The sequence below is a fragment of the Shewanella sp. 1CM18E genome (assembly GCF_023161665.1).
In the GTDB taxonomy this organism is placed as follows: domain Bacteria; phylum Pseudomonadota; class Gammaproteobacteria; order Enterobacterales; family Shewanellaceae; genus Shewanella.
The window spans coordinates 157,593-180,035 of sequence record NZ_JALNTW010000006.1 but is presented as its reverse complement, the minus strand read 5'-3'; the positions used below and the strand labels follow the sequence as shown (position 1 = coordinate 180,035).

Sequence of the window (22,443 nt, the reverse complement as noted above, 5' to 3'; positions counted from 1 at the left end):
AGACACAATTTAATGGAGCCAACTGGATTTGAAGCTGTTGCTACATAGACTCCGTTGCGTCATAGACAGTTTGCGTGACAAAGTAATTACTGGGTAGTGCTAAATAGTTAGTATGGTTAGAAATTATTTTCTGTCGACTAAGTCTATTTCATTTAGTATTGAGGTTACGAGTTTATCAATGGATACACAGGTTCTCCCCATATCTGGTTTTGCCCATCCATCATGAGCCTGATTATTACGGGAATAATTTTCTCAAGAATATTAGTGCAGTCTCTAAGTTGTTTTCTATTTGCTGAACTGTCAAACGTTGCGCCACCATGAATGATTTGATTGCGTAATGTGTAAAGACGAGAGAATAGGATCGCTAGTACTTCGGCTGTATTGCTATTACCAAGAGCGCGGTTTGATAAAGATTTAGCAAAGGCTAACGATTCCTTCCATTGACCTTCTGTTATACGGCCTGAATGAAAATCCCAATATTGTTGTAAAATGAACTCATTGCTGAGGATTGCTCGGATATCTCCAGAGTAATTATCCCAAACTATTTGTGAGAGTAGATTATTACTATCAATTTTGACTAACTTAGATAGAAACTTTTGGTACCGAAAGCGCTCACCAAATTGTTGTTTCTGTTCAAAATCTTGTGCATAGGCTGCATTGAATGCAACCCAAAGAAAAGTAAATCTAGAATCGTCATCAGTACACTGTTCTGCTTTATTTAACCAACTTAAAGCTCTGTGCACTCGTACTGAAAGGTTTTGAGGGTAACTATCGCGCTCTTGACGATGGCGGGCCTTCAGTTGATCGTAGATGCTCATAGGTTATTTTTCTTTGGGAATGTTCACTGGTGGTCATTTAATCAAAATCATAATGCTTAAGCAAGGCAGTAGTAATTAAAATTTCGAGTTAGACTTTTGATTAATAAGAAAATATTGCAGTAGTTTTTTCTTAATTGCTAAATAAGCTTTAATTGGGGGGAGATAATCCACCGTGTGGGGAGTAATTAATAAAGCCCTGAATGCCTATTCAGGGCTATTAACCTATGCTAATTGAATATAAGCGTACATATAAACTCTTCTAAGTTGTTACTGATCTCCCTTGTACCCATATCAGGTATAGCGATACTCAATACTTTATGGGAAGCATTATCGTACATGTAGTAATGTCCGTCCCCAATATCAGCTAGAGGGAGTAGAGAAGAAGGGAAGCCATTAAAACTGCGGAAATCATTTAAAGCTGTCACAATGTTTAGGTGGGAGCTTTCTTTCACTCCAAGGCCGTATGTCTCGTGAGATTCATAAGAAATAACACCGACATCCAGAAGATAGGTGCGATATTCTGGCGAAAAACTTATCCTAAGTTGTGACTCAGCTTGTGCTACTTGCACTTCTTCTGCTGGTAAAGTGTCAGCTTGGTTTTCTTCGATAAGTGCTATAAGCTTATTCATTGTTCAATCCTAAATTTAGTTCTTGTTTGATATCTTCTGCACGTGCTTTCCAGTGCTCGGCCCTTTCTTTAGCAAATTCAGTACGGTCTATTTCAGACTCTTTTTGCTTATCATGCAACACGGAATCATTACCATTGCTTATATGTTCAGTCTTAGTTAATTCAGCTAAGGGAGCATCTGCTGTTTGGCCAATATGATGCAGCTCGTAAGGTTTACCATTTTGATCTAGTGGTGATTTACCCTTTTCCATTCGCTCGAGGTTTGTATTGCCAAAATCATCTTCAAGTTCAAGATCAATGTCTGTACGGATCAAAGCATCTTTATCGTTGAGAGTTATACATTCTAGTTCGGCTTCACCGTAAATATCAGCTTCTTCCTTGCTACCAATAGCATCTATTACTGATTCAGAGTAGCCAAGCTCTTGTAATTCCGCTTTATATTCTTCTGATAAGGGTTCCAACTCTTCCCTGATGTTGAGCTTATCTGTTATCGGTTTATCCAACTCGTTAAGGGCTTCTTTTGTTATTTCTGTTTTTTCAAAAGAGTTAAAAATAGCGGGAGGCAGCTCTGAAACGACCTCTTTAAATGCCAATATATCCATAACTATGCAACTTCCTTAGTAATAAATTTATTCCAAGCAGCGTATAGCTGCAGATAGTCGCCACCTTTTTGGGTCATACTCTTCACAAAACATTGTTCAACAGATAAGGCCATTGCAGTAGAGAGATTCCCCATAAGACTTTTGATTAAACCTTGAAGTGCGACATGCATTTCCTGAACATCAGCTACACTTTGCACTATGAGTAATAGTTTTTGTTCACAAGCTAAAAGAGTCACTACAGTATTCGCTAATGTTAGAAATTGGTTTTCTTTGTGAATAGGTAAGTTTGCTAAATCGCCTGATTGCTGGAAGTATCTATTCAGATTTACTTTTATATGTGTAGGCAAGTTACTTCGGCTTAGATTGTGTACTAAATTACCATGGTTAATTGTTGACTTTTCTTTGCACCTTAGCGCAAGAAGCCATTGAATTAATTGTGAGCGATAATCAGCTTCATTCCATAAAGAGGGTATCTTGGCTTGATATTGATATAAGTCAGACTCTACAGAGAAGTGTTCTACTTTGCATAGAACGGCTTCGAGCCACTCATTTTGATAGATAACAGCAACTCCTCTAGGTAAACGCGCTAGTTCATCTAGCTGCTCATCCGAAAGGGCTGCAGCTTTCCCTGCAAGGAACCTATCAGCCTCATCAGGAAGTCGCATTAAGATTTTGGTGTTGGTATTGCGAATGGCAGAAATATGCACCGCTGACGGTGATTGATCCGCGATGATAAAGCCTTCGCCATACGTTCGCATTTCAGCGATAGCATTAGACAGCATTTCGACTGACTTCTCGGCAACGCTGCCGCCTTCTGCGCCACTTGATGATGGGTTTGCTCGCAAGATATTGTGAGCTTCTTCCAACACAGTAATGTGTTTGAGAGGCTGGTTCATGAGCATTTGTTCAGCACGGTATTCACCAAGTCTAATGATCAATAGCCCCATTAAAAGCGACTTGGTTTCTTGAGACCCAACTCGGCTCAAATCGATGATGACGTTGCGGTCGAACAGGTCGGCATTGCTGATTTCATCAGCGGCAAAGATTTGGCCGTTCAGTCCGTTAACCATTGACCGAACACGCGTGACCAATGCACCGGTATAGTTGCTCTTCATTTCGTCCGAGTATGCCGATTGTGCGATGACAGACTCTAGCTGCATAAGCAAATCGGCAAAGGTCGGGAACAACGGAGAACTGAGTGTTGACGTCGAGTCACGCAAATCCCACCCACAGGCCTCATAACTTCTCAGTACTGCATCTTTGAGAATGGCAGGCATTGCGGCATACATTGGCCAGCAGACGTTGAACACTTCTATCAGGCGATCCACATGCTCAAGGACATGGGTTTGTTCAGGGAAAGAAAACGGATTGATTTTCAGTAGTTCTGTAAATCGGTCGTTTGTGCCCAAAATACGCACATCTGAGCGATTTCCGAAGACGTGCTTGTACTCGCCCTTAGCAGGCTCAATGACCAAGAATGGAATGTCTTGCTGTATTGCTTGATCCAGTAGCGCGTAAACCGTATTGCTTTTGCCTGAACCCGTTGAGCCAGTGATCAGGGTGTGGCTGGTCAGTTGGTCAAGGTCTAATTCCACGGTTTGTGGCAAGTCGGTCCACAAGTGACGTACTTGGCCCAATGAAATAGTTCGCGAGTTGGTGTTAGCAATGTCAGCGTTTAGTGTTTGCACTTTCCTGCCAAATGCAGCAGTTTCCTGTACCACGACGGTAGACGTGGAACGGCGAGGAAGGCTTAGCTGTAGCGCCATCTCCTTGCTCGATACCAAGGTTGCAGGGGTGAGGTAGGGGATGTGAGTATTCCCTGCAAAACTCGGCTCAAGTCGAGGGTGCATGAGCTGTCCCAACCATTGCGTTATTGCATTGGCCTTTTTTCCTGCCCATGTGGTCAGAGCAAAATCTTCCATTGACGACTGAGTTCCGCGGGTGAGGCCCAAGAAAATGCTTGATAGGGCTTCACTGGAGGCGGCGCTGTCACTGACAAAGTAAGCAGTACTGAGCCAGCCACCGTGGCTTTTTGCCTCGTTGATACGATTTAGATGGTGGTCGACCTTCTCCAACATATTCAAAATGCCTTTGTCCGCTGTCTCAAAACTCACTTGTTGTGTTGAGCCGTGGGTCTGCGTTAGGCCTTTGGTGTTGGTCGTGCTATGTGTGTCTGTTTCTGTTGTTGTGGTACTGGTTGCCGTCGACTGGTTAGTCGAATGACTGCTGCTTTCACTCGTTGAGGTAGATTCAGAGGAGCCGACAGTGTCCGTTGTTTGGAACATGCTTGCCACTTGTCCTCCAACTTGTCCGCCAATCATGACCCCTAATGGCCCAGCGAAGATGCCTGCAGCCGAGCCGAGTGCCATGGCTCCCATTCCAATTATTTTATCCTTTTTGTTTGGCGAGGATTTACTTTCATTGGTGGTGTGAGAACGGGAAACCGATGTTGTTGTACTTTCACTGGTACCTGTTGTTTCGGTCAGCCCGAGACTTTCGCCCAAAGAGTGGCTCAGTCCTTCACTGATACTGAGATTGATAGCATCACTGTCCTGAATGCCATAGCTGTATTGGCGGTTCGACAATGCGGAAAGCTGAGTCGCCACCTGCTCATAGCCTGTGCGAACGGTATTCAATGCTTGCATGGAAACTGGCTCGGCGAGAATAAGCCCCTCATAAGTACGGTTTTCTGCGGCATCGATAAAACGCTCTAGCCCTTGCATAAAGTGGGTCTGGTCTTGTGTAGAAAGGCCCGGCACGCTGCTAACTGCGGTGACTGTTTTGCACGAGTTGCCTGCACTGAGTTCGTCCAATAAGGTGTCAATATCGGCGCCGTTAAGTGGGGAAAGCTTACTGCCAGGGAAATGCCCTTTGAAAGTTTCTTGCAACAAATCGCCCGAGTTTTGGCCCAGCATTTTCCCTGGCTCACCACGCGTGCCAATGTAGAGCAGCGTCTCTTTTCCGTCAGATTTTAGGAAAAGGAACACCGTGTATCCGGCTGCGCCCAATGCAGTGTAAGCTGCGGTGGTGCTTTCTAGTACGGATTGCTTGTTTTCCTGTACCAGACGTTCCACACGGAAAATGCGCACATCGCTACCTCGGTTAAGTGGCACGCTTTGTTGGTTTTCCACCTGTAAAACATTGTAGTGTTTGAGTTCAGCAAGATAGCTTTTGTTAACCAATGCATGAGCAGTCGAGAGCGTCGTCAGCGCCTCTTGTTGTGCGGGAAGCAATTCGGTCTGGGAGGCGCGGTGCTCCATTTCGGTAGTAGATAGATTCATCTTTAGTCCCACTAAACAATGACAGCCAGAATAACAAGGGCGATAGCCGCCACAACTCCACCAATCAGCAGCAACGAATTTAGCACGTTATTTTGAGGTTTAGATTCCGTACGCTGAGTTCTTCCCGTCGATGGTTGATCTCGATGCTGGTGTGTCTGCTTCGGCATGCTTTGTGGCCTTGTGCTGGGCGCTGTCGCAGATCGGGGCTCATCTTCTGCAAGAGTAAATACTTGATCACGTACAGCGACCATATGCCAGATGCGTTCCAATGAGAAGTTGGAAGACGCATACACTTCCTGCATATGGTAGTAATCCTTGTTCCACTTGGTAGAATCGAGAACCATGTCTTGGGAATAGGCATTTTCTTCATAAGCGACAAATAGATTTGGATGTTTAGATAGTGTCCATGCAATGGCCCGACGTAATGCTGCAGTCGAAAGCCGCTTATCATTCATTTCCATAAACAATGCAATACGTATGGTGGAAATATCGTCATTATTGACGCAGTTGTTCAGCGAGCGGGATGGGGTAAAGCCTGTTAAATCTTCAGATGAAAAATCAGCGCTCATGGTGTTTTCCTTTGTACGTTGTGCATCGATTTGGTTTGTTGATGGAATAGAGGTGGGCCGGGAAAAACCAGCTATACCTCGCTCAGTTAAGTGACTTTTAACCACGATGAGATGTTCTAGCCTTTTCAAACAGAAGTTTTCTTCCGCCATATGGAGCTGTAAGGAGAAATAAGCCCCCCCCTCACGTTCCCACTTGTAACTGTCATCACTTATAGGGTCAGTGGTAACATCTGTTCGGTAGTCTTCGAAAAGATCGTGCTTGTCATCGGGCAACGCAGACAATATTTGGCGTAGCAGCTCCGCCTTAAAATCCCGACCTCCAATAAAGTTAATGATTTGCGATTTAAACTCTGCGGGCGTCAACGTTGGTGCAACAAGTTCTATGGATGTTTTCATGGTATCAGGCCTCTCAAGGTCCACTGAAGATTATCAGTGGGCCGGTAACTGATTAAAACTGTAAGATGGCTTCCAGCTCATGTTTGATAGCTCGAATATCTTCGATATCGGCTTTCGCTTGAATAATGGCGTGCTCACGCTGGGCTTGGTTTTCAGCCTTTTGTTCTAGGTCGTCGAGAATAACCTCAAATTTCGCACTGAACTCGTCCTCCAAGAATGCGAGGTAGTTGTCAATCAGCTTATCTTTGTCTTCTTTGATGCGCTGTTTTGCGTCGTTCTCTAGGGATTCAAATTGGCGGCGAACAATGATTACTCGTTCTTTCCAGATCTCATGTAGGTCAACGTATTTTTGATCTTCGTACACCGCAACTTGTCGTGTGTCTCCCCATGTCCATGGTTTGAACCACGTTGAATCACTCACGGTGCGATAACGAGTCACCACAGATTTGGTTTGCACCTCGTCGTTATTTAATTCGATGTTGAACGAGAGGGCTGCAATGGAATTCTTTAATGACTGGAAAACGGGCAATTCTAAGGCGCGGCTTTCTGGAAACAGGGCCGCCACATGGTTCAGGTACTCTTGATGCAACTCACTTTTGATGATCTCTTGTGATCGCAAAAATGCCTGTTCATACTCATTGATAAAACGATTGAACGCAAAGTTGATTTCTTTTGAGGTCAAGTCGACTTGAGATTCGGCCTCTAGGACACTGACATCGCCTTCATATGCGTTACCCAACGTCTCGACAAGCTCATAGGCTTGCTTTTTTAAAATATTCAGAGCATTGTGCACGTCCATTGGAAGGTCACGACCTTCTTGTTTGAGCTGTTCTTTGTAAGCCTCCGTATTGAAGCCCTTATCACGACGCGCTTTAAGGCTGTGAATTTCTGACTGAAGTATCGAAAGCGCTTGCTCATCAATCTCCAGTTGTTTGATTAATTCCGCTTCTTGCATCCCACGTTCGATAGCGGCAGTCATGGCCAAATGAGCGCGGTTTAGTCGCATTGGGAAACTGTATTTATTTATGTACTCATCGATAACCGCCTCAACAACGGTTAGGCCACTATTGAATAGGGCACCCGACATGGTTTTGTCTTGTAAGGCTTCATCATTTTCCGCCCGATCTTGAGAGGCTGACATTACTGTTGAGCTTACCGACATGTACTGAGGAAAAGCCATACTCTCTTCTTCATCTTCTTCTTCGCACAGTGCAACTGCCATATAGGCTTTTTCTAACTGCTCTTTAGATGTTAATTTACTTTGCGAACGTAAAAGGTAGGCCATACGCGCGGAAATAGGGTAGAGGTTAGGGTCGTGAATGCCGTTCTCTTCGAGATAGCTTTTCACGCGATTTAGAGCTTCTCCAATGTTTTCACCACGTTGGGGGTCGAACATGTCCATCTTGTTCACCACAAACAAGAAACGATCCTTACTTTGCTTACCGCCTTTGCTCATTATGTCAGCAACAAGTCTTAGCAGCTGAGCATCATCGTTGGTGCCCAATTGTGTTGCATTCAACACATAGATAATGAGTGGATTACGCTTCGAATCCTGAATAAATCCCAACGTCGTTCGCTGGTGTTCAGGGTCCTGACTGTTATTTGGCCCCGGGGTGTCGGTCAGCACGAGACGGACATTAGTGTTTTCTTTTATGGCGCGGATATCACCTTTCAACGTGATGATTTTGGTTTCACAGTCAGCGTTCCACGCCTTCATTGTCGTCAAATCAACTGCGTCATTATGCTCAATAAGATTGCTATTGCTGTCGAAACGTTCACCGTAAAAATCGCCGCCTTGGGATTTGTCGTCAAAAATGTGGGCAATTGTCGCGGTGGTTGCTTCGTTCGCTGCGGGTAGCAAGTCTTGCCCCAGCATAGCGTTAATAAAGGTGGATTTGCCTGAAGACATGGTGGCAACCACATACGCGTCAAAATCATTGTTCAATGCGTCTTCGAAGTCTTGTTTGGTTTTTTTGTCACTATTAGCTAGGTAGTCTGCAAACTTTGGCGACTCCCCACTAACGCGAGCCATCAGCGCTTTTATTTTTTCTAGGCGTTCTTCAGCCGGAGTAATAGGATTAAACTTTAGCTCAACACACATGCCTTTTTGGATCGCATACTCGGCTGCTTCTTTAATGTCATTAAAGTCGGATTCGATGCCTGTAAACTCAATAAAGAAGTCTTTGCTGCCATTAAATAATGCCTGCAGGTCATCAAAAATTTGTTCTACCCACAGTTGCAAGCGTTTAGAGCAATATGTAGTGATGTTGGAACTTTCAGATGGCGAATTGCCATTAATGAGAAATTCGGTTTCTACTAAAAATGGGTTATGTTTAATACAGATATGATTCATGCAATATTCTTCTTATCTAGATAAATTAATATGATGCTTATGTATCGTTTATGAAGCTTAAGATATTAGTGACTTGAGAGTTCTCAGGCCTGTATATTCAACAAAGGTTTTCAGCTCTTTTTCGCTCATTTGAGTTTGTTTGTTTTTACTTACTTTATTCAATCTCCAGCGAAGATTACGTTTGAGTCGATAAGGGATTGCTGCAGCTTGATTTAAGTTATGAGGCAGATCTCGAAAGCGGATCAGTTCGCTATTTAGGATATTTCGCTCTCTTCTGCCAATCTCGACTTTTGATAATGATTTATTTGCGATAAGAGCCGGGAGTGCCATGAGAGGAACTATCACAGGCTTTTTGAACCCAAGTTCACACAAATATTGTTTTGCCTTACCGACATAATGCTTAATGCTTTCTCCTCGTTCTTCATCTAGTTCATCGATTTTGTTAAGTGCAAAAATTATTTTTTGGAATGGGTTGAGATCCTTGATGACTTTTAGCATTTCAGCGTCATCGGTTGTTCCCTGTTGAGTGGCGTTGAGTACGTAGAGTAGGGTACTCTGAGGGTATAATGTTATAGCCTCAATAAATGCTTCTCGGTGTCTCGTATCCATACTGTTATTGGCACCAGGTGTATCAATCAAGGTATAACCAGCCAGTTTTGCACTTGATTTACTCTCGGAATATGGGAAGTGGATATCAATTGACGAAATAGCCTCTGACTTATTCCACTCTTTGAGTTGGTTAGTGCAAAGGTGATTAATCGAGTCCGCAACAATTCCAATAGAACTGTATGCTGTAGCCTTTGGGGAGCCTTTTTCGCTGATGGTGATTTTAGTCAGCTTTGCTGTTGTGGCTTCATTGGCCGAATGCAGTAATTCTTTGCCTAAAAGAGCATTAATGAGAGAAGACTTACCAGCGCTCATTGTTGCCACAATAAGGATTGTTTTTGATGATTTACTCATAAGAGTGTATTTCCGTTATTTCTGCTGTATAGCTCATCCATTGACTCAGGTTATTACGTATATGCTCGTTAAGCTCTGGTGGGGAAATTACTTTTATATTTGGAAGCCAACTTTGAATTAATGGTGTTATTTGGGAATAACTCCATGCTGAGGCAGATAGGATTAGCGTACCATCACTTTTACGTTCGAGTATTTCCTGCCTAGGAAATAGTGGCTTCCTCTCAAAGAAGAAAGATACATTCGGTGCTACTTCAAGGATGATTTTGAACGCAGGAAGTCCAAACCAGATCGAGTCATGTTCTTTAATTTGCGCGATAATCCGGTGATCTAAATTGAAATGTTCTTTGTTTATTGAGACGAATTTTATCCTTGCCAATGAGTAGGCTTTTAACACATCATCTGCGAGCGCAGCTAAGTACCAGCTTCCTCGGCTATATACCATCATATAGGGATGTACGTTTCTCACTTTATCTTTATACAAAAACTGGACAGTCTGTCTGTTTTTGATAGCTCGTTCGAAGAATGTATGTTGTGAATCAATGAACTCCAACTCGAGAGGTGACTCTTGGAAATGATAGTAGTCATTAGTTTGGTTATTGATTAGGTTTTTAAGAAACTTTGCCGTTTTATTCGGTAAGGCTTTTTTCAGGCCAAGACCACTAATTAGGCGAACTAAATCATGTTCATTGAATGCAATACGGGAAGATGAAGAAAGATGGTAGCAACCTGTGGTTGAGCATCTTTCCAGAATTGAGCCTAACCTTTCAAAATCTCTACGGATAGTTTTGCTGCTGACATGATGTTTTTCAGCCAATTTTTCGATTTTGAGTGATTGATCGCTGTAAGCCATCGAAACTATATCCGCTAGACGATTGGCAAGAATGGTGCTCTTCATAAATTACTTCTAAATCAGGCTCTTCCTAAGACTGACTGCAATATATAATATAGTGTGGACAGGTTGTGTCCATATAGATCATGTTTTTGAATTTATTTTTGTTTATTTTACACTTTGCTGTTCAAACAGGTGCTTTACGCACTGGTAAGTTAAGGTTTTTGGGTTTAACTTATGCCTGTCGAGCGGGTGCACATAGTTCTACGACTTTATTTATCGCTTTAACACCAATTTGTGCATCGTAATTGTGTAAGGCTACTTAGGCCTGATTAATAGCTAAAGAGCACTCTACACCTTAATATTTCGCGTGCTTGATTAGGTATAGAACACCAATAATCAACACTGCAGCAGGTATTAAAAAGTACATTTCCTCTCCTAAATATATGGTCTAAACAAATCGAAACAGGACATAGTAACCGGCGCGCCATAAGCTCACTTTGCTCGGGTCTTGCGTGCAAAGGGCTTGGTCGGCTGAAGTACCGTGAATTAGCTTGCACGTTCCTAGACTATAGGTGACAAGATAGCGAATATCGTCGGTTTCAACATAAAAAGAAAATAACCAGAACAATAATATCCCGCCGATTAGTAGCGGGATGCTCATTGTCTGGTTTAGGTTTAATCGTTTTCTTGGCATCTAAAAGTCATCAAATCCAGAGCTAAATGAGTCGAAGTTGCTGTCACAATAGCTGTCAAAAGAACTGCTACAAGTGTCGTCGTATGAGTTATCTATAGCCGTGCAACTTGTATCTATAGATGGCTCGGTTACACCATACGGATTGCCTTTAATATCGACTCCGCTATCAGCCACCATAGGTGTGCCATCGACATTAACTTGCGGTCCGTTGTTAGAATTTGTACTCATAATCTTCTCCTGATTTGCCAGTTTAAATGTTAATCACTATCTATACACATTAATGAAAAAATGCTAGATTACAAACTTGTTTGACTGAACTGTCAGCAACAAAAAGTTTGGCGTTTTACCTCGAGTTATTCTTCGTTTTTTCTTCAAAAATCCCACAAAAATTCCCCATTACGCCCCAACGAAAGTGCGCTTTTAATAGCAAAAATCGGCACGAGTTTTTGTGACAAAAGTGCATGTGAAACATGCTATCAGCTCGCGTATTTGGATGGATACAAAGTATCGATTCAAAGGAGCAACGCGCATGTACAGCTGGTCTGTACTAACCGTATTTCCATTTTGCTTCAGCAAAATTTAGCCTCACATTTGGCACAAATTGATGGCTAAACCATTTGCCTTTTCGTCAGAAAAGCACAGCGTCGAAAGAGGGAGTAGAGGTGGCACACATCCCCTCGTCGTAAGCGGTGAAAATGCGGTTAGTACAGAGCGTAGCGAGATACATGCGCGTTTGATGTCTTGAAAAGCTAGAGCGTAGCTCGTAAGACAGTGGCGATGACGAGTCATCAGAGCTGGCGGGCGATTCAAGACATATGGATGTGTCACGAAGTGATTCATTCATCAGGCAAAGTCTGGCTTGGTAGCGATACCTATCGCTATTTTCATCCCGAGAGGGATAAATAAGCATCTCGGAATAAAAATCAGCACTTTTTTACCTGAATCGACATTGTTTGTGTTTTAAGTTTCTACCTCTTGATAACCATGTTCAACGTAATAACGGATATCAAGATGAATGAGCAAAGCAGTACAATTCAACGCCTAAATCAAACTGTCGAAATGGCTGAAGAAGTAGCACGGATTTACCAACCTTACATTTCTATGCCAATGCACTATCAACCCGGAACAAGTAACAATCAGATTGGCAAAGATAGACGCGTATTAACGATGAAAATCGTTGCACGTTTCGGCATAACATCACCAACGATTATCAGCTGGCTTTATGGGATTCCACACCGGCTTGCATTAGAGCATTTAAACAAGCTTGTCAGCGAGAAATTACTGAGCTTAGTTATCACTCATCGTTCTATCGATGGGCGAGTCTATGTACTCGATTATGCGGGGGCAAAATATGCTGAAGAGCTGTTATCAGTTGCGATGTATTTTCGCGCTGGAGAGCCAGGCCTGCGAGTTAACCAAAATACAATTATGCACGACCTTATGATGCAGTACGTTTTGCTCAAAGGCGTACACAATCAAACGAAAGATAAGATAGCTAAACCTTACTGGTATTCATTTGTTACTGAGCCAGAATTTAAGAGGTTGTTTAAATCCAATGATGTGCGAAATGTTGACGGTATAGCGTTAGAGCCCGATGGCACAATCGCAGCGATTGAGATAGAGCACTCATTCAAGACTAAGGCTGCAAGACAAACCATTCTATTAAAGTGGTTGTATGGTCTAAAGCACGGTTATTACGACAAGGTCATGCTGTTCTCGCAATCGCTGCAGATCTTCAATGACATAAAGAGATTGCATAACCAGCTATTTGATGAGATGCCAACAAGGTTTGATAAGAAGACGCGGCAGGTATTACTAAGTCTGGAAGATGCAGCACTGCTCAAAGCTAGAATAGTGCACCGAACGGTACTGTGTGATGAGCTGACCAACACTTTCTACTCGTAGTTTAGATATAACGACAAAAGACACTAAATGTGTCTTTCGCCGGCAGAGCTATTATTTAAATAGTTACAGTTGTGGAAGCAATTGAACACTTTGGTTCATTTACTGTGCACTGACTTGAGGCTTCCCTGTCCTCCAGTATTATATAGATAGTCCATGGGGTAGTGAATTGGTGGTGTTTGTAGAGTGAAGATAGCAATTATTAATGAGGTGTTGGCTGGAGGTGGGGGACGTATCATAGGGAGATACGGGGAAACATGTTTTGAGTTTTATTTAACCTATTTATACCGTGAACTCTTATCTGTGGAAATATCAATAATGATATAGAAATATATTTGAGATTAATAAGAAATGCTGATTGTCTCATATAAAAATCATCCTCAGCTTTAGCTCTTTGCGATATGTATAGTATAAGTAGATAAGTAGATAAGTAGATAAGTATCACAGTATTGCAAGCCACTGGAACAGTTTAGACTTCAAAGAGTTATACTCAATTCTAAATATGGTTAAGAAACTTGCTGCTAATAAGTGGTGTCGAATTTTCTAATCGCTGGAGACGCTACTAGTTGATAGAGAGAGTATCACTAAATCTTATGTGACGTGTTAACGTCGTTTTTCTAAACATAACACCGAGTAATTCTTAAAAAGATTACACTTAATTAACTCAGCCAACTTATCCTTAAAGATCGGGTTAGGTGGCTTTTTAATTGTTAATATTATTTATAGTTTTTAAGTTGTCATCATGCACGAAAAAGTCACTTTTTTTGGAACACTCTCATTTTATACATTATCACCCTATGTAGTTTCTCTTATGTTGGGGTCGTTCTAACCTATATCGCGCTACCGATGATTGTGCTCTTTGGGCTCATTATACTGTTAGTTCGGGAAATGAAATTGGGGTTAGCAAAGCTAAACGGTAGCCTAGAGCAATACAACCAGAAGGTGGAACGTCGTCATCAGCGCTTAGCACCAGCGAGTTAGCAATAAATAAAATCATTTGAACGACAACTCTATTTAGAAGAGCAATCGTAATCTAAACGCGAGTGTTGTAATTCATTACCTAGTTCCTAAAACTCAACATTTGGGCACAAGTTCAAATAAGCCCTATAGCAATACAATCACAGGATATACTCAGCCCGATGCCAACTGAGTCACCAAAACAGCAAATTATAGCTTACCGCCAAAGTAAATATGGCATTAATGAGACTACAGGTCGTACTAATTTAAACAGTGAGGTGCGCAGTGACTTACACAATTCAATTCAAAATTTATCAGAAGGCTTGTACTCCAAGCAGTCGCACTTTATTTTTGAGCTTATCCAAAACGCCGAAGATAACATCTATGACAAGGGCGCAGTGCCTGAATTGGTAATTGAGTTGTTGGCTGATGACCCTACTAATACGCTGGGCTGTAAAGGTTGCTTGTGCATTTATAACAATGAATTGGGTTTTGAGTTTGCCAATATCAAAGCCATTTCCAGTATAGGTGGCTCAACTAAAGCCAAGGCCAAAGCTAAAGGTTATATCGGTGAGAAGGGCATTGGTTTTAAATCGGTATTTGCAGTAAGCCCCCAGCCGCACATTATCTCTAATGGTTATCAAATCTGTTTTAAAGAGAAAGATGAGCAAGCAGGACTTGGCTATGTGATCCCATATTGGCTAGAGAATATCCCTAGTTGCGCAGCTAAAGCTGGCTTTAATACGGTTATTTTATTGCCATTGAAACAAGAGGAACACCAAGATGTGCTTGCCCGCATTGGCGATGAATTGCTGCAGCTTAAGCCAGAAACCACGCTATTTTTAAACAAATTACAAAAACTGACGTTAATTACCCCAAAGCGGCACGCCAGTTTTAGTAAAACGACAAAAGGGGCGATGACCACTTTAAGTCGAACTGAAAATAGCGAAACTTTAGTTCAACACTATTGGTTGCAAAGGCTACTAGTTAATGTTCCTCAAAGCCTGCAGGAGGAAAAGCGTGCAGGTGTGACAAAGCGTGACATTAGTTTGGCTTTTCCTATTGGACATCAACTGACTTCATCGCCGTTATTTGCCTATTTGCCAACGGAGATGGAAACCGGTTTACCGTTTTTAATTAATGCTGATTTCTTACTGGTTGCTAGCCGTGAATCGGTGCGTGAAAGTTTGCCTTGGAATGCGTGGCTGCGTGAGCAGGTGGCTAAGTTTGCGGCTGACAAATTATCGGGTCGTTTATCTACGACCAGAAAATTTGATGAATTTGCTTGGATCCCACATAAGTTACGTTGCACAAATCTATTTTTTGAACCTATTTTTCAGCAAATTATTAGTGAACTTAGCCAGCACCCAATATTGCCAGATCGACATGGTCAGCGTCGTTTAGCGAGCCATTGCCGTATCGATACCGGTGAAGATTGGTTTAATGTGTTAAGCCCAACATACCCTGTCGACAGCCAAGCGCAGTACTTGCTTGAACCGCAATTAGCAAATTTTTGGTATCTGTTGGAGCAATTAGGTGCTAAACAATTGGATGTGGTTGCCCTGTGTACCTTGATTAACCATAGTGATAAGGCTAGAAAACAAAACGCGGCCTGGTTTTTAACTTTATATCAATGGTTACAACGCCATTGGCCACAGACAGATGACCGCAATGAGAGAGCTATTGCAGTTTGTTCTCCACTGATAAAAACCAGCCAGAGTAATGTGGTTAGTGGTAATTGCCTAATTTATGAACCAAGTAACAAGCGGATTTCGTTTCCGCAGTTAGTCGATAGTGAGGGCTATCAAGCCGATTATTATTTACTCGATAATAAACTGCGTTCGTTATTGCTCGCAGATACCGCTTGTCGCGAATTTATCAAAGATATTTTAAATATCAAGTCACTCACGCCAACAGAGTTTGTTAAGCAAGTGGCTTTGCCTTTTACTAAAAAGCGTATAGCTAGCTTGTCTGACACCACACTTTGGCAGTTAACAGAGTTTATTTTTAAGCACTGGTGGGATTTTAGCGATGAACTTAAATCAGACTTCTCAAAGGCCTTTCCAATAAAATTAAGCAGTGGCGGTTGGTATTATCGAAACAAAAATTTACAGGTCGTCACCCCCGCGAAGTGGTCTGGTAGCGAAATATGGCAAACAATTTTTGCCGAGTAGGTCTATGCAAAGACATTTCCGCGCAAGCACTGATTGCTATGCTGGAGAGTTGGAGTAACGAAAATAAAGCAGCTGATATTAAGCTGTTAATTAAAATCTATCAAAAATTAGCTGACGATAAGCAAGTTAACTTGACTGAGCAACTAGCGGATAAAGCTCTGATTTATTGTCCTTCGGGGAAACATAATTGGTGCCAAATCAACCAAGCAATTTGGCAAGATCATCATGATGTTTTTCATGACAGTTACCATTGGCTTTCTCAGTTTTACTCTGAAAAACTAAAAAAATTCTGGGTTGATGACATCGGCATTGCTGAGAGTGTAGAACCTGAGCACTTTGCACAAGCTTGGCTAAAGTTACAAAAGTTACGCATCAAGGATGATGGTGAGGTTGTACGAGCAATACTTCAGAGTTTGCATAGGGAGTTAATTAGTTATGCTCGCTTAGCAGATTCTGAAGAACGTACAGAGACGTGGTGGTTAACCTTTAAAAATAAAGCCAAGTGCTTCACCGTTCAAGGGACATGGCTAGATAAACGAAAAGTTTACGTCGGTGACTTAGATACGAGCAATACCAAGGTGTTTAAGAATGCAGGAGTGCCGCTGTTCTGGCGTGAGTCTGGACGGTCCAACAGCCATTACGAGCCATTGTATCAAGCGTTAGCATTGCCACGCTTATCTAGTTCGGTAAGTCTTTCTTTAGCAAAGCAGCAAGGTTTACAAGCTCCTAGTCACTCCTTTTTAACCAATAGCACCAAGCATGCATTAGCATACTTTGTTAGGGATTGCGCAATTAGATGTGGTAACGAGTCTGTGGAGTGGTTGAGCGATAATAGGGTGCTGCAAGCTATTTTGATGGCAGATGAGAATGTGGCTCCACAACATCGTTTATTGGTGCAAGCGTTGGTGGGTGATTATAAAGTGCAATTAACTCAGCACGCTTATTTTGATATTGAACTACGTAAGTTAATTTACGTTGCCGATAATGATAGAGACAGCCAAAAAGAGGCCATTGCTATTGAGCTTGCGCGTTTGTTATTCCCTAATGAATATAAGCAAGCAGAAGATACCATTTTTAAACTGCTTGAAATAAGTAGTGATAAACGTTTAGAACAGATTCGCCAACGTAAAGATTGGGGGGCTAAATTTGTAAAAGATGAGAATAAGCTTATACAGCGATTATTACAGGGAATGCCGTTAACTCAGCAAGATGATGAGCTCAATGCGCCCGATTCTCAGCCTGAAAACGTCTCAGCAAAAGAACTTGTTTTACCTATAGCGTTAGATAATGGTAAAACCATGCAGATTAGCTCAAATAGTAATGAGGTGAATGCACTCTCAGCTGATACGCTTAATACATTTACATCGTCATCGGCTGTTAAGTCACCATCGAATCAGGATTATTCCCAGCAGGTGCGGGCAGCAGAGCAATTAAGTTGTGACGAGTTCGATATGTCATATCCACGCAGTGGCTCGCAGTTTGACACCGCATCACGTTTAAAACATAACCCTGTTAGGGCTATTAATGATGGGATACTCGCAACTCCCATGCATAAACGCTCTTTAGGTACAAGGTTATCGACTATAACTTCGCGTGATATTTCTGGTAATGCGCTTTCACATCAAGAAGAGCATCAGCAAGAGGAGGAGAATAACCGTAATACTGGTATGAGGTTTATTAGTTATGTTAATCCTAAAGCGGATGAAGTCGCATATAATCCGCAGTTAACTGGGCAAGCTAAAGCGATAGGGGATGAAGCTGAGAAACTGGTGGTAAAAGCTTTAGCCGATTTAGGTTATCAACCCAAGCATTTAGGCGGCAATAATCCAGGTTATGATATAGAAGCAATTAATCCATTAACTGGAGAAATCATTTTTGTCGAAGTTAAAGGGATACGCGGTGCTTGGAATCATACTGGGGTTGCGCTTTCTGCGTCACAAGCATCGATATGTCGACAATATACGGATAATTTTTGGCTAGTGGTGGTAGAAAACCTAGCAAGTACACCACTACTCCATATGCTGGTAAATCCACTTAATAAAATCGATAAATATTATTTTGATCAAAATTGGGCAGCTGTAGCTGAGGAGATGACAGCTCTATAGGTTGTTGATGTTATGACAGATAATATCGATGATTTGGTTTTCGATGAGAACTGCAAATAGCTCTATTGCGAACTGAAGCGATTAAACAGATCTTTGCCTGTACTGATTACGGTTTTATTTATGAATTTAAGTTGGCATGGCCGAAACGTGACTTTGCGATTTAGACTGATGATATGCGGCCAGAGTTTGAAGGCTGTAAAGTGGTTATGCCATCTGAATTAGTAAATCAATTAGACTGGTTTGAGCAATATAGTTGAATGAAACCGGGGGGGCTCTTTTTGTTCTATCTAGGGGGGAATGCTGGTTTGGATTAATATTGGTTGTTTAACTTTCAGATACTCTCTTAAATAGGACTGTAAGCCCATAAAGCAACTTCGTAGCCTAGGGCAACTATATTCTATTTTTATCAAAAGTAACTTATGGGATCGAAGCGCCCGATCCCATAATTCTGCAAGCGATGCCTCGCAACGCAAATACCTTCTCCGCTTTCGTGCCCTGTATTCAACTCAGACTATCCCACTAGTACTCGCTCTTTCAGTGTTCGCTTTTATTGGGACGCAATATTCTCCGTTCAAATATAGAACAGTGAAAATTGCTTTGGGACAAAAGCGAGTTAAAGGTTTAGTTGAAGATGTTCTAAAGAACCTGTCAACAGAAAAGGTATAACTAAAACCCGTTCAGGGTAGGTGGTAAATATCTATGTTTGGAAGGTTAAAGGGCGAAATCAATTATCTAGTAGTTTTTTGGCTTCCTTTAAAGTTAACTCGCAATCTCACCAATCCATTGCGGTTATCAACTGTAAGATTCCATCTAATACCTTGGTTACCATGACTAATATCAAACAATGGTATACTAAGTTGACTAAACGGTTTTTTTACTGGTTACTCTGACATAGTTCATGATTACTAGCCACTAATCCTGCAAGAATGGGATTACAAAAGTCTTCAAATAGTTTAAGATAGAGAGTCAGGTACAGTATTAAAGGCTCCAATTGGAATATAACAATGAGTATTGAACTTCCAAGAGTTTTCTTTGAGAACGCTATTTCTAAATTTAGCGATGCGACTAAAGGGTATGTAGCGCTCGAGGTATTTCATTCTGAATTTGAAAATGAGTTCATGGTAAAATGCAGCTTGCAGAGTAAATTTGTTTCAAGATATAAACTAGATGTTGTTGAGTTTAAGTATGGTATTGCGATGTATCCTGTTACTGTATGCATTTTTGATAATACTATAGCTAAAGAGGTTGGCGTGCAAAGCTATGACAGTATATTTGCATCTCAGTTAACATGTAAAAATAAAGATGAATTTTTTCGCCTAATAGAGTCACTGTTTTTGTCTAATACATTCATTAAAACAGTAAGTGACCTTATTAAGCTAGCGCAAGTGAATAGCGCAAGATAGCCTATATTTAAATTGTTATTTTATTGTGATGGTTAATGAAATATAAAATCGAGTGGCCAGACTTCTTTGAATCATTTTGTAGCCCCTCACACTCTGCTTCAACTAAGCACATTTATGTAATCAATTGGCCTCTCTTTATAAGTTCTCCGACTGTAACTAGTAGTAATCAGTATCTTGGTAGAGACCGCTATATTATTGAGTGGCCAGATTTCTTTTCTTCTGAGACAGTTCCTGTCATCAGAAAGAGCAAAAGTTACATAATAGATTGGCCTTATTTCTTCGAGAAAATAGAAAAAGATGATGCGAATAAAGATTCATCAAAAGAAGACAAATATTACATTGAGTGGCCAAATTTTGAGTATCTAGATTCTTATGAATCAAAGATTAGATCCCAATATACATCTAGTGAAAGATCGAAAGAAGAAAATATTATTAGAAAGAGAGATACTGAAGGATCCTTTGTGGTCAAAGAGACTCATCTAGAAGAGTTTGTTAAAAGTATAGCCTTTGATGAGCCAGAACGCTCATACTATGATCACAGCGATAATCTTACCGGATTGCAACATGTATCGGGCCATTATCGTCGACTAAAAAATGGCACTATAGTTTATATTAGTCCTCATAAGAGATTTAGATATTAGTTCAGACCTGAAGAAAATTTATGATACCCGAATTCAAGTCCGCAGTGCGACATCTCCCCATTCTATGAAAACATGCACAGTTCTTGAAATATGACACTGCCATTAGGGACAAAAGCGAGTTAAGGTGATGAGTTGGGATTGATATCATCATAATCAATCCCAAACGTAATTTTTCTACAAGTCATCTATATTCTGAATTGAAACCTTACCTTCAACCCAAAAATGCTTCCTTAACTCATCAATCCACAAGTTGAAAGCATTTGCGGGCGAAATCGAGTTAGCTAATGTAGAGGCTACATTAAATGATTGAGCAATTATTGATTGTTATTGAGTCCGGCGATAAGGCTGGTCTCAAAGATATTGTGACTCAGCAGCCTGAGCTGATTAATATCGTTTTTGACGAGCCAGAAGTCACACCATTTGAACTTGCATTGAAAAATGGGTTTTCTGGTGTAGCGGAAGTGATTATGGATTGTGATGGTTTTGATTTAAATCATCATGGTCACAACCCTCTGCGTTTGGCGATTGATCTTGGTTTTTTAGATATTGCAAAAGCACTGTTAAACAAAGGTGCAAACCCTAATTATCGACCACTGCAAATGAGCAGTGCATTACTGCTTTGCTTAGATAATGAATATTTCGAGCTAGCAGAGCTGATGGTAGAAAAAGGCGCTGAAGTTAATATTCGTAACGACAACGGTTGGACGCCTTTGATTTGGGCGGCAATGAAAGGCCGAGTCAAAGCGGTTGATTTTTTGCTTAAGCATGGCGCTGCTGTTGATGTTTGTAACAATGATGGCTGGAATGCGATTACAGGCGCTTACTTTAAACAACGCATAGAGGTGGTTGACAAACTACTCGAGCGAGGGGCAGTTTTTAGTGCCAAGTATTCAGAAGCCTCTATGTTATCGGCTTATCAAAATGGTCACATTAGTATTGCTGAAAAGTTATTGGCCGATGGTGTGAACCCTGATGTCGAGAACGAAGATAAAGAAACGCTGCTGATTATCGCCATTACTAAAGGTGATGATGACATGATCAAAGCACTCGTTTCTGCTGGTGCGAATCCGAATGCAAGAGCTAAAAATACAAAACCTGCATTATCGTTACTTGCTGAAAATGGCAAAAATGAACTGATTTCGTTGCTGGTAGATAAAGGATCAAGTGTCAATCTTCAAAGTCAGTCCGGAAGAACCGCAGCTTATTGGGCTGCAACTTATAATCAAGCATCTACGCTTGAGCTGCTGTATGGCTACGGAGCTAACCTTGATTTGCTAGATGAAGATGGTTGGTCGCCATTGATGATTGCAGCGTGTAAAGGTTATTTTGAGGCGGCAGCAAAATTAGTGAAATTAGGTGTCAATGTTGAATTAACGCATGAAAAGCATGGAAATGCTCAAAGAATTGCCAGAACAAATGCGCCTAAGAGAGCTGCGCTTGACAGCACAATGTTAAACACAAGTTTTAAGCAGATAGTTGACCTACTAGCAGGAACTCGTCAACAGTGATTGCTCAAAGTTCAGTGTTTGATGCAGTTCGACGTGGCTATAACGAGCTTGAACTTGCAAGTAACGACGAAATTCTTGATTACTTTGCTGATGTTAACCCCGATGCTATGTCGGGGCATATCAGCAACATCAAAGGTATTGTCTTTGAGCAAGAGGTTGTCACTGCACTCAATGAGCAAGGCATGGATGCCATGCTTTTTGAAGCCACTAACCATCCGGTATCAGATATTGCCTTAATGAGTGATGGTGATATTGCCGCGGAAGTGCAGCTTAAAGCGACAGATAGCGCCTCTTATATTAGCGAAACGCTTGCTGATAGCCCTGATATTCCGATTATTGTTACCAATGAAGTCGCGGCGAGTTTTGATAGCACTCTGGTGATTGATTCTGGAATCGATAATCAGGCGTTAGATGCTGCAGTTACTGAAACGCTAACAGGTGAAGTTGTGAATCAAGCTGCTGGCGATGTCGCTAGTGATGTGGCGAGCGAGGGGCTTGCTGAACTTGTGGCTGATGTCGCATTACCTATTAGCCCAATAGGTTTTGGTATTGGTTTGTTATTTGGATTGCCTTTTTGATAGTTGTTTAGAGTATGAAATTATTGATGTGTAAAGTTGAGT

The 22,443-nt window shown here is 41.5% G+C and carries 17 protein-coding genes; 7 read left to right on the top strand and 10 right to left on the bottom strand.

Features of this window, described 5'->3' with window-relative positions; genetic code table 11:
* Positions 1-164: 164 nt before the first annotated feature.
* The 9 genes from MSG37_RS10620 to MSG37_RS10580 all read right to left on the bottom strand — a co-directional run bounded on the left by MSG37_RS10620 (position 165) and on the right by MSG37_RS10580 (position 11,361).
* Positions 165-818 carry a HEPN domain-containing protein gene (locus MSG37_RS10620; RefSeq protein WP_248470647.1) on the bottom strand — a complete coding sequence of 218 codons (654 nt, stop codon included), beginning with the start codon at positions 816-818 and terminating at the stop codon, positions 165-167.
* Between the two features lie 227 nt (positions 819-1,045).
* Positions 1,046-1,447, bottom strand: coding sequence for an SMI1/KNR4 family protein (locus tag MSG37_RS10615; protein ID WP_248470646.1), 402 nt, complete (start codon positions 1,445-1,447; stop codon positions 1,046-1,048).
* A complete protein-coding gene (locus tag MSG37_RS10610; protein ID WP_248470645.1) occupies positions 1,440-2,048 on the bottom strand; it encodes an HNH/ENDO VII family nuclease in 609 nt (202 codons plus the stop codon). The genes MSG37_RS10615 and MSG37_RS10610 overlap by 8 nt, the downstream gene beginning before the upstream one ends.
* A gap of 2 nt (positions 2,049-2,050) precedes the next feature.
* On the bottom strand, positions 2,051-5,329 hold the full coding sequence (locus MSG37_RS10605) for an ATP-binding protein (protein ID WP_248470644.1): 3,279 nt from the start codon (positions 5,327-5,329) through the stop codon (positions 2,051-2,053).
* 11 nt (positions 5,330-5,340) lie between these two features.
* Complete coding sequence (locus tag MSG37_RS10600; protein WP_248470643.1) at positions 5,341-6,294, bottom strand: hypothetical protein; 954 nt, start codon at positions 6,292-6,294, stop codon at positions 5,341-5,343.
* A gap of 52 nt (positions 6,295-6,346) precedes the next feature.
* The gene (locus MSG37_RS10595; RefSeq protein ID WP_248470642.1) at positions 6,347-8,647 is read right to left on the bottom strand and encodes a dynamin family protein; all 2,301 of its coding nucleotides are present in this window, start codon (positions 8,645-8,647) and stop codon (positions 6,347-6,349) included.
* 57 nt (positions 8,648-8,704) lie between these two features.
* Positions 8,705-9,607 (bottom strand): dynamin family protein, encoded by a 903-nt coding sequence (locus tag MSG37_RS10590; protein ID WP_248470641.1) that lies wholly within the window; start codon positions 9,605-9,607, stop codon positions 8,705-8,707.
* Positions 9,600-10,502, bottom strand: a complete 903-nt coding sequence (locus tag MSG37_RS10585) for a WYL domain-containing protein (RefSeq protein WP_248470640.1) — start codon at positions 10,500-10,502, stop codon at positions 9,600-9,602. Before MSG37_RS10585 ends, MSG37_RS10590 begins: the two co-directional genes overlap by 8 nt.
* Before the next feature lie 631 nt (positions 10,503-11,133).
* On the bottom strand, positions 11,134-11,361 hold the full coding sequence (locus MSG37_RS10580) for a hypothetical protein (protein ID WP_248470639.1): 228 nt from the start codon (positions 11,359-11,361) through the stop codon (positions 11,134-11,136).
* A gap of 783 nt (positions 11,362-12,144) precedes the next feature.
* Here MSG37_RS10580 and MSG37_RS10575 point away from each other — a divergent pair.
* The gene (locus MSG37_RS10575; RefSeq protein WP_248470638.1) at positions 12,145-13,038 is read left to right on the top strand and encodes a hypothetical protein; all 894 of its coding nucleotides are present in this window, start codon (positions 12,145-12,147) and stop codon (positions 13,036-13,038) included.
* A gap of 865 nt (positions 13,039-13,903) precedes the next feature.
* Here MSG37_RS10575 and MSG37_RS21330 read toward each other — a convergent pair.
* Complete coding sequence (locus MSG37_RS21330; RefSeq protein ID WP_282446636.1) at positions 13,904-14,032, bottom strand: hypothetical protein; 129 nt, start codon at positions 14,030-14,032, stop codon at positions 13,904-13,906.
* A gap of 142 nt (positions 14,033-14,174) precedes the next feature.
* Here MSG37_RS21330 and MSG37_RS10570 point away from each other — a divergent pair, with 142 nt between their 5' ends.
* From MSG37_RS10570 to MSG37_RS10545, 6 genes are all read left to right on the top strand, one after another.
* Positions 14,175-16,166 carry a hypothetical protein gene (locus MSG37_RS10570; protein ID WP_248470637.1) on the top strand — a complete coding sequence of 664 codons (1,992 nt, stop codon included), beginning with the start codon at positions 14,175-14,177 and terminating at the stop codon, positions 16,164-16,166.
* Complete coding sequence (locus tag MSG37_RS10565; RefSeq protein ID WP_248470636.1) at positions 16,142-18,271, top strand: DUF3883 domain-containing protein; 2,130 nt, start codon at positions 16,142-16,144, stop codon at positions 18,269-18,271. The genes MSG37_RS10570 and MSG37_RS10565 overlap by 25 nt, the downstream gene beginning before the upstream one ends.
* 1,004 nt (positions 18,272-19,275) lie before the next feature.
* Complete coding sequence (locus MSG37_RS10560; protein ID WP_248470635.1) at positions 19,276-19,674, top strand: hypothetical protein; 399 nt, start codon at positions 19,276-19,278, stop codon at positions 19,672-19,674.
* 35 nt (positions 19,675-19,709) lie between these two features.
* On the top strand, positions 19,710-20,315 hold the full coding sequence (locus MSG37_RS10555; RefSeq protein WP_248470634.1) for a hypothetical protein: 606 nt from the start codon (positions 19,710-19,712) through the stop codon (positions 20,313-20,315).
* A gap of 302 nt (positions 20,316-20,617) precedes the next feature.
* Complete coding sequence (locus MSG37_RS10550; RefSeq protein WP_248470633.1) at positions 20,618-21,823, top strand: ankyrin repeat domain-containing protein; 1,206 nt, start codon at positions 20,618-20,620, stop codon at positions 21,821-21,823.
* Positions 21,820-22,401, top strand: coding sequence for a hypothetical protein (locus MSG37_RS10545; RefSeq protein WP_248470632.1), 582 nt, complete (start codon positions 21,820-21,822; stop codon positions 22,399-22,401). The genes MSG37_RS10550 and MSG37_RS10545 overlap by 4 nt, the downstream gene beginning before the upstream one ends.
* Positions 22,402-22,443: the final 42 nt, after the last annotated feature.